The organism is Peribacillus sp. YIM B13482, from assembly GCF_042787975.1.
GTDB lineage: Bacteria > Bacillota > Bacilli > Bacillales > DSM-1321 > Peribacillus > Peribacillus simplex_A.
This window is the reverse complement of sequence record NZ_JBHZPF010000014.1, coordinates 76,334-85,964: the sequence shown is the minus strand read 5'-3', so window position 1 is coordinate 85,964 and position 9,631 is coordinate 76,334. Positions and strand designations below refer to the sequence as shown.

General features: G+C 34.9%; 9 protein-coding genes. 7 read left to right on the top strand and 2 right to left on the bottom strand.

Annotation, left to right across the window (positions count from 1 at the left end):
* Positions 1-197 precede the first annotated feature (197 nt).
* From ACFX4L_RS09775 to ACFX4L_RS09745, 7 genes are all read left to right on the top strand, one after another.
* Positions 198-2,084 carry a B12-binding domain-containing radical SAM protein gene (locus ACFX4L_RS09775; RefSeq protein WP_377382176.1) on the top strand — a complete coding sequence of 629 codons (1,887 nt, stop codon included), beginning with the start codon at positions 198-200 and terminating at the stop codon, positions 2,082-2,084.
* Positions 2,085-2,109: 25 nt separating this feature from the next.
* Positions 2,110-3,075: a multinuclear nonheme iron-dependent oxidase gene (locus ACFX4L_RS09770; protein WP_061464563.1), complete on the top strand. Its 966-nt coding sequence runs from the start codon at positions 2,110-2,112 to the stop codon at positions 3,073-3,075.
* The gene (locus tag ACFX4L_RS09765) at positions 3,060-3,854 is read left to right on the top strand and encodes a hypothetical protein (RefSeq protein ID WP_284469893.1); all 795 of its coding nucleotides are present in this window, start codon (positions 3,060-3,062) and stop codon (positions 3,852-3,854) included. The genes ACFX4L_RS09770 and ACFX4L_RS09765 overlap by 16 nt, the downstream gene beginning before the upstream one ends.
* The gene (locus ACFX4L_RS09760) at positions 3,844-5,082 is read left to right on the top strand and encodes a peptide arginase family protein (protein ID WP_377404908.1); all 1,239 of its coding nucleotides are present in this window, start codon (positions 3,844-3,846) and stop codon (positions 5,080-5,082) included. The genes ACFX4L_RS09765 and ACFX4L_RS09760 overlap by 11 nt, the downstream gene beginning before the upstream one ends.
* A complete protein-coding gene (locus tag ACFX4L_RS09755) occupies positions 5,079-6,152 on the top strand; it encodes a metallopeptidase TldD-related protein (RefSeq protein WP_377404905.1) in 1,074 nt (357 codons plus the stop codon). Before ACFX4L_RS09760 ends, ACFX4L_RS09755 begins: the two co-directional genes overlap by 4 nt.
* A gap of 13 nt (positions 6,153-6,165) precedes the next feature.
* Positions 6,166-6,861, top strand: coding sequence for a cupin-like domain-containing protein (locus tag ACFX4L_RS09750; protein WP_284469896.1), 696 nt, complete (start codon positions 6,166-6,168; stop codon positions 6,859-6,861).
* A 326-nt stretch (positions 6,862-7,187) separates the two neighbouring features.
* Complete coding sequence (locus tag ACFX4L_RS09745) at positions 7,188-7,421, top strand: hypothetical protein (RefSeq protein WP_289337159.1); 234 nt, start codon at positions 7,188-7,190, stop codon at positions 7,419-7,421.
* 346 nt (positions 7,422-7,767) lie between these two features.
* On the opposite strand, the gene ACFX4L_RS09740 is transcribed toward ACFX4L_RS09745, so the two are convergent.
* Together ACFX4L_RS09740 and ACFX4L_RS09735 are read right to left on the bottom strand one after the other, a co-directional pair.
* Entirely contained in the window at positions 7,768-8,178 is a 411-nt protein-coding gene (locus ACFX4L_RS09740; protein ID WP_377404901.1) for an HTH domain-containing protein, read from the bottom strand.
* A 297-nt stretch (positions 8,179-8,475) separates the two neighbouring features.
* On the bottom strand, positions 8,476-9,021 hold the full coding sequence (locus ACFX4L_RS09735) for a hypothetical protein (protein ID WP_377404898.1): 546 nt from the start codon (positions 9,019-9,021) through the stop codon (positions 8,476-8,478).
* Positions 9,022-9,631 lie beyond the last annotated feature (610 nt).

Genomic DNA, 9,631 nt, shown 5'->3' with positions numbered 1-9,631 from the left:
AAAGTTAGTGGAAAACCTGGAAGTAATCGAAGCTAAAGAACTGGAAGTGGGGAGTGCATTTCATGCGTTCCGTTTCAGTACAGTGACGGGCGCAGAAAAATAAGTTAGATCCTAAATCCATAAGGTGATCCAAAGAGAGTGTTAGCTTTTATAAAACTAGCACTCTCTTTGGATAAATAAAAGGAGAATTTTTTCAGATGAAAAATTCAGATGCCATGATAGTTTTTCCTCCTCTAACTGAAGCCAGGCTCTTTCCGTATTTAAGTTTACCCATGATTACTAGTTTTTTGAGAAGTAAAGGAATGAGTGTAAGCCAAATTGATTTAAATATTGAATTATGCCATACCCTCTTTAGTGAAGATTGTTTAAATGAATATGTGAGCATCAATGAAAATGGAAGTAAAGACTTAAAATGGGTATATAAAGTCGAAATGGCTAAATACTTATTAAAAGAACAAAAGCAACTTTACAATAATGTATTCATTGAGAAAAGATCTTCTGATTCATTGAAGTATGACGTTCGGCTGGTGAGACAAGGCATAGAGTTACTGCTAGTCAATTCGTTTTTAAAACTGGAAATTACCTCATTGGAAGAAATCCTTGAATCGGTAAGGGATTTTAGTTGGAAAAAAAGTGATATAGCAACAAAAACCTTATACGAAAATATCAAAGAAAAAATTCTAAACGATAAACCAAAAATCTTCGCGCTTTCTATTGCTTACTATAGCCAAATATTACCTTCCCTTTTAATATGCAAGTGGATTAGAGAACTTTCCCCCAATACCCACATTATTTTGGGCGGGCAACAAATCATGATTCGTCAATCATCTTTCTTAAGCCTAAATGGATTGAATCAATTTGTGGATTCATTAGGAATTTCAGCTGGCGAAGAAACATTATTCATGTTAAACAGGTATTTGAAAAACGATTGCCAAATCGTGGAGGTGCCGGATATTGTTTGGCTTAATGAAAATAATGTTGAAAATGTCCCTTCCAAGTCTGCATATAGGATCACCGATGCCTTACCACCTGATTTTTCTGATTTACCGTACAAAAACTATCTAGATGAAGAAGTACATATGTCTCTGATTACATGTGTGGGGTGTTACTGGGGACGATGCACTTTTTGTTCATATGGTAATAGATCAAGAAAAGAAAAAAGTTATCAGCAGAAAACGGCAAGGCAGGTAGCAAACGAGTGCGAGGATATCATTAACAATTATGGGGTTAATAGAATTAATTTCATAGATGAGAATACTAATTTGCGGCTTGTCGTCAATGCAGTCAAAATACTTAAATCTAGAGGTTATGAAATTAAATTCAGTACACGGAACCGTCTTGAGGATGTGTTGTTAGACGCTGGTTTTTGTTCTGAACTAAGTAATTTAGGTTGCATTTTAATGTCAGTTGGCTATGAAACCAATTCTCAAAGGATTTTAGACTCCTTGGATAAAGGAGTGCAATCTAGTAATTATCAACAGATAATAGATAATTTACATAATGCTAACATTACGCTGCGGATGTCTATAATTGGTGGTTTACCTGGTGAAACCGAGGATGAAATTGAATGTTCTGAGGAATTTTTACTTAAAAATCAAGATAAAATTGGCATCGACGTCATGCAAATGCTCGTTTTGGAACCCGGCACTTATATTTATGAAGATACAAATAATCCTGATATCCATATTCAATCAAGCAAGAATCTAAGAGGAAACAAATTACTCAATTATGGGATGGGTAGAATGGGCGCTACATTTCAATACTCTGACGGAATAACATTTGAAGAAAAACTGAATAGATTCCTGCAACTGCATAAAAATATCAACCCCCAAAAGAATGATGAGCTGCCTCCTGATAAATACAAAAAGGAAGGACTGGATATCACTTCAAATACCTTATTGATAAACCCTTGGACTAAAATCATTAAGTTAGATAAAACGTATATCATGGATTTTGTATGGCAAAGAATCTTCTTGGTCCCAGAATCCTTAGAAGTATTCGGAAACTCATTAATAATGAGCAAGGCAGACGATAAAAAGTACCTAGAGTATTTTGTCGAAAAAGGTGTGATTAACCTTAACTAATAAAACTTATGGGGAGGAAAGACTAATGAGCACAGTCTATCAGAAGATAAAATTTCCAGATGTAAAGGAAAAACTTGGACTTGGTTTAGGCATGGATTTACCTTGGGGGGAAGATATAGGTTTTTCAAGCAAAGGGGACCATGACGACATCACGCTTAAGATGAAAGGCTTTTTTCAAAATTATAAAGACGAGTTTAACTATATTTTCTTTGCCTTTCAACCGAAAAATAGAAGTGTGTTAAAAGCCGAGGATTACTTTGATGCTTATGATAGATTATTCGAAGCCAATCCACATCTTAAGGCAAGAGCATTCCATCAAACGATTTTAAATATGGGGGCTACCGAATATTACAAAAAATCGGAAATCATAGAATTCACAAATAAGATTATAGAAAGATATGACATAAGATGGATCGTAGAAGATCTTGGCCTGTGGTCAATAAAAGGAAAAACCGTCCCTTTCCCTTTGCCGCCATATATGACACCAACAGGATTGGAAGCTTGTATAAAGAACATCAACGAATACCAATCTGAACTGGCTGTTCCAGTTTCAGTTGAGTTTCCTGGGTTCACTGAAGGTACGAACTTCTTTATTGGTGAAATAAATGGATTTGATTATTTCAGAACATTGGTCGAGGAGACAAACTCCCCGATCACTATAGATATTGGTCATATTCTCAGTTATCAATGGTTGTTAGGGAATACAAATGAAAAGATGTTCAATGGTTTAGAAAAATTGCCTTTTGAAAACTGTTTTGAATTGCATCTTTCAGGCTGCCAAATCATTAAAGGGAAATTCAGAGATCTGCATCATGGAGTTTTAATGGATGAACAAATCCAGCTTTTAGATTACTTGCTTCCTTTATGCCCTAATTTAAAAGCCATTACATATGAAGACCCTAAATATACAGATGAAGGAATATTAATTCCGAAGTCACAGAAAAATTATCAAAGAATGAAGGAGGCAGTTGAAAAATGGCAAATGATTTAAAGCCAAAGAATTATTCACTGGACGAGTTACTTTACAATTTATTATATGATTACCAATATAGAAACAACTTTTTAAATGATGAATTGAATGAATTGAATTTATCAGCTGATCATTTAAATCACATAAAAACAATAGATAAAGAAGAGCTTGTAGCAACGGCTACAACGATTGTAAGAAATTTAATGAGTGGAAACATTGAACATAATGGTGGTTTAAGAACTTCTTTTCCCGGTGTTTTTCAGGCTTTGGAATTCCGTAAAACCGATATAACGCTGCTCATGCATAAGTTCCTGGCGTCCAAACATTTCGAGGGTTACATGGAATTGCCCTATGCTGGGGAAGGGACATGTATCGAGGAAGCGTTTTATAATTATTTGTCTGAAAACGAGGAGTTTATCCTTGCGGCTGAAAATAATCATTTATTATTAAAACACGAATTTTTAAATGCCATTTTATCTATACTAACAGTCAATAAACACCCATTTTTCAGAATAGATAGTGACCTGGTTAAAAATAATGGTCATATTTACTACGCGTACCAAACATATTCTAAAGAAATATCCGAGGCACTAAGTGGAAAAAAAGTAGCTGGTGATTCCGAAATGGTCATATGGCTATATGCAGCGACCGAAAAACATTTAGTTAGGGGTCCCATTCACCCAAGTATATTAGAAATGGTGGAAATAGGAAGTTCAAGGGAAATAAGCCGTCAACAAAAGTTCAATCAAGACCAGATAGATTGGATTCTGAACTTAGGATTAATCAAGAATGATGGATAAAATATATGTATATGAGGAACATAGTGAAGTATTTTCATATTGGGTCAATGAAATTCCTAGGAATAGTACCTTGGTCTATTTTGATCAGCACTTAGATTTAAAGTTGATAGAAAATTCAAAAATGAAAAGAGTTAGTCAGTTCATTAAAGAGGGTCTGTGTATTGATGAATTGAAAAAAGATATACCTTGCAGGGAAGATGGAAGATATTGTTATGGGATTGATGACTTTTTGTATGCCGCAATACAAGAGGGTCTTTTTCGGAAAATTATATGGGTATACCCTCATATGTTAGGAGAAAAAGGTTTTAGTGAAATGCTATGGGGCCTTTTGTCCCTTGTACCAAATCATGGAAAAGAATTCATATCAAGCTTTAGAAACGGGAAAAATTCTGCTTCTGTACAATTAAATAATATTGAGTTACATGTCACAAGTATTGATTATCTGGGAGAATTCATAATTAATGAACAGGTTATTGTAGATATTGATTTGGATTATTTTTATGATCCCAAGACTAATGATTTATCCAATGATATAGACGAAACCTTACATGTATTGGGAAGTCTAGGCATCATTAATCAAGTGAAAACAATGACCTATTCAATTAAAAGTGGTTTTCTACCTGAAAGTTTCAGGTGGTTAGGGGAATATATAGCCGGGCAAATGGGGAGGGAAATTGTATATTCCAAGGAAGATAAGATTTCCCCGAAGGTAACGATGGAGAAAATTTCATCAAATAAAAAGTTGAGTCTAGCTGAAATAGATGATTTAAACTTTGAACTGAAACCATTAGGAGCAATAGGATGGAAATTGAAATCCATTCTCTATACCCAATCTGGTGAAATTGAACGTGCTAAGAATTGCTATCAAAAAGCAATTAAAACAGGTGATGATTCATATTGGGCTGCCTATGTTTTAGGCATTCACTTTTTCAAGGGTAGTCATTATGAAGAGGCTCTAAATTGGTTTAGTAAAACTGGAAATATAGTGGATTCCATCGAGGCGCATGGCTTAATATTACGTTTAATTTGTTGCCTTCGCTTGGAGCTGTATCAAAAAGGATATGATTTATCAAAAGATTGCATCGAATTATTGCCTATGAGAATAGAGGGTTATAAATTGGGTGAAGTATTCGCATCAAAACTTGGAATGGAATTACCGGATTTTGACGGAAAGATCCATAACGATCCTTCGCAATTAATAATTAGTCGAGCTGATGCGAAACCATGAACAATGAATATTTAATATCATATGATTCAGCTGTTGAAGGGGTTGTTTCACCAGGGTGCGAGAATGAAAAGAATAAGTTTCTTCAAGAAGAATTAAATCATTGTTTAACATTCATTGAACGGGATAGCTATGATCACTTAAGGCATTGGAAGTCTTTTAAACTTCGTATCGGTTTGAGCAGTTATGAATTAAAGTATTCCATCCTTATAATGATTTTAATAGAGACTTCAGCATCTATTATTCCAGTAATATGGCAAACAAGAACTAATAAGTCACCATGTATTGAATTAATCGATCATTTTGAAGTGATTTTAGCGGAAATAGAAGCAGCTTTATATGGTCAGCAACTTGAACGCAAGATTGAAACACAAATTGTGCTTGAGCCATGGACTGGATCCCATTATGTACACGAATGTTTTGGTCATACGTTAGAAGCAGATAATTATCTAGAGTATTTAAAGCCTAATGGAATAACGATGGGATACAAATGGTCAGAATATAAAATTAACGTATTCGATGATCCGACCATTCCTGGGCAAAATGGCAGTTATTTATTGGATGCGGAACAGAATGAAGCATTTAGGACGAACCTAATAAAGGACGGGGTAAACGTAGGTTTGATGCATAATGCAAAAACCTGTAAGCTCCTAGACTTACAATCTTCCTGTAATGCAAGAAGCGTTGACTCATCTTCACTTTCGATGCCAAGAATGTCAACAACCTATTTGGATTCTGGCAATATGGAAGTACAGGAGATAATTTCAGGAATTGACAATGGGATCTATTGCAGAGGTGCCTGGGGTGGGGGATCACTTGGTTTGAATTTTGTAATCCGGCCAGCATATGGTTTGGTCATTAAAAATGGGAAATTAACCAATAAAATACTTAGAAGATTTGATATTAAAGGCAACAAACTTGATTCAGCTAAAGCTATAAAGTCCCTTAGCAATGAACTGCTTTTTTTTAATCCGGTTTTCGGCTGTAATAAAAATGGTGAAAATAACCTTAGCGTCACCCAAGGTTCACCTCATATTCATTTTGAAAATCTAACATTGTATCCCGTACTCTGAAAGGATGAGCGAATTGATAGAAAAGATTCACTATAAAGAATTATCACTAATGGACTTTGAAGAAAATTATGCGGGTAAAAAGCCATTGATAATAACTGGATTAGTAGATTCATGGCCTTCTAGGGATTGGGATACAGACTATCTACAGTCTAATTATGGAGAAAGGGAAATAATCATTAGGAAATCAGGATACGATCAAGAAAAAAAATTTTACAAATCAAAACTTGGTAAATTCATTGGTATTTTAAACGATAACCCCGAAAAATTGTATTGTGACTGGCCTTTTTCCATAATGGGCAATGAGGATTTAGAGAGTTATTTTGAAAGTCCATCTCTATTCAACCATAATACAATCAAGACAAAAAACAACAAGAAATTAAAATGGATTTTCCTTGGTTCGGTTGGAACAGGAACCCCAATACACCAGGATTTTGAGAAATCACATAATTGGAATGCAGTAGTATTTGGCCAAAAAAAGTGGATTTTCTTCAGTCCTGATGATACTGAGTATGTGAAAGATTTGAAGCATGATTTATTCGATTTGGATTTAAAGGAGGATTCAACTTTCAAATATACCAAGCCCTACATTGTGGACCAGTTTTCTGGAGAATTAATGTACACACCTAAAAATTGGTGGCATACCGTTCGAAATATCAAAACTTCTTTCTCTGTTAGTGAGAATTTCTGGTATAAAGATGAAAAGGAATAATCCTTTATTCCTTTTAAGTGTACAGGTTAAAAACTCGTATTTACTAAATTTAGCGGCTTACAAACATTCTGTGGATTTTAGTGATGCCGCCATATCTAATGAAATTGGGAAATCAGCCATAGGGCTGTTTTTCTTTTTACCCTCTGAATCCTTGTTGCCCTAGTGAGCCTTCGCCTGCTTTTCTTCAAAAAACCTCCATACGAATTTATCAATTCCGTCATTAATTAAGAAAGGACGTTTGCCGGAGAATAGTCAATCTCACTTTAAAAAGATGGATGTAAATGATGGGATTAACACTTATTGGTAATTGGAGAGGGTGGTATTTCATGGATCAAGACACAAAAGTGATTCAAGAATTGCAGGAATTGAAGCAAAAAGTCGGTCATCTTGAAGACTTATTAACGCAGCAACAGAATAAAAAGGAAAAAGCAGGACCATTTCGAATCTTTCTGGACGCGGTAGTCTCATTGTTATTTGGATTAATTGTTGTAGGACCGGTTATAGTGATTGTCGTTGGGGTCCTGATGGTGGCGGCATCATGGTTAGGGATGGAGTTTTAAACGTTTAGGAAAGCCTGGGCTTTTATGAATAGATTCATTCGATAAGGTAAACAGGAAGGTAGTGTTCGGTTATTCCAGCCGGAATTATTTATGATGTCGGCGAACCCAGACAGGATGAGACTGGTTGCCACTGCGAAACGGAAAAAGAACCACTCATCCTCAAAGACAGTAGTGGTTCTTCTGACCAAGATGAAAGTGTTTAGAAAAGTGATCGTTCGCTCTTGCAGTTGTCATCCTTATGTATCCAGCATGGGGTTTTAAGAATGGTTGCTTAAACGTTCTGTTAGCTGGAAATGCTCCGTTGCATAAATTAAGGTCAGACCCGGGTGTTTCGTAAATAAAATAATCATCTTTTAAAGATATAATGCAAAAAAAGGACGGTTACTGCAAGGTTGTATCTTTTTTCAATGGACAGGGAGTCATTTTCTTTCATGAATTTTTCGATATCTTCACATTCAAGATTAGAGAATAAGGAGATCGTCTCTACTGTTATACCAAATTCATTGTTCAGTACTTGAGTTATAGCGGAGACCCTTTCATCTGCATCGGTTGAAGGTACACCTATGACTAAAAGGCCCACCAAATCTATTAGGTCCATCATTTCTGTTTGAGTTATAGAAGATTGAATATTTCGACCGTTCGCAAAATCTAAAATGACTTGTTCAGATATTCCGGTAATTTTACTTAATGATGCTGCAGGCATTTTATAATCATTTAGAAGAGTTCTTAATAACTCTTTAGGTTCATGACCAATCATCTTAAATAACCCTCTTTCACTTTTAACTCTATTATATGGAAGTAGACAATATAATTATATATTGTCTACAGTTTTATTATGGCTTGTATAATTTGAACGTTGATTAGAACGTAGGGCACTCGCTTTCCGCGGGCAGTCCGCCCTCGGATTGCGCCTGCAGGGTCTCCCCTAGACACGCTTTTCCCGCAGGAGTCTAGCACACCCGTTCCATCAACTTTGTTATAAAATTAAAATCTCTTTTGCCTACAGTAGTAGACAATATAATATATTGTCTACTTATTTTTTGAAAAATACCCCTTATTTAGAAACCCAAGTAATGTAATTTGGAACCGTATAAGAAACAACTTTACCGAGGAAAGTTGCTGATCCGGTTAATTGTGCACTATATCTATTATTATATAACGCTTTATATGAAACAGACCCACTAAAACCTGAAACTGAAGTTCTCCCAGAGGATAATCCTGAAGTAAGATTTGTAATAAGCATAGTACCAGTAAAACCAGTAGCTGGTATAGACATAGTTATTTTGTATCTAACTTTACTTCCTTCGGCCCATAAATTTAGAATACCTCCGGGGCCAGGAAAGGCTAATGTTGGTTGGAGAAGGTTGTTATCTAAATTGGTGGGAACTAGAACTAAAGGAATAGAAGCTACTTCACCTTCGGCTAATTTAATTTCCGATAAATCAACTGAGAAAGTATAGTCATCACCTGAATTTTCACCTTCTACTGTATCATTTGATACCAAGTCAGACGAAACAAATTTTTGTTGTTCTTCTGCAAAAACTGATGATGTACCCATAATCATAAATACTACTAAGATACTTATAAACCATTTGCTCATTCTATCATCTCCTTTAGAATTTTTGCTTCTATTTCATAATAACATAGGTCTTTTTAACTAGTTATATTTTTTGTAAAATTCATAAAATTATTAAATTTGAAAGTTTATATTGGATTATGCGATGAGTTTCATATAGGTGTTAAGATTTGATATAGGATTAATCGATGATTTGCTAGTAACTTTAGAAGGTTAATAAAAAGAAATGAGAAGTGAGTAACATTGGGATAACACTACGTTAGAAGACAATCCAACTGCAGATATATTACCTATTATTTAGGTGGAAATGATCAAGTTTCTAGGGGAATTGATGATCTTTAAATCTGCTAACGTGTTACGTCTAACGCCTAAAAGCTACAAGGCAGAATACTAAATTAGCAAATATGTAAAAGAGTGATCAAATGAGCAAATCAATAATATCCCGTTTTCCCCAGAAGGTTGGTAGGCTTCTTTTATACTATCCTTTGGGCAAACAAAATCTATAAAGGTGTCAGTGATAACCAATCATCCTTTATTCTAAATAGTATTTTACTGATTTCATATAGCTGGCCCATCATGATTTCATATGATTTGTTCCTTTGAATATATTATCCTAAGAAAATTATTGACAAAT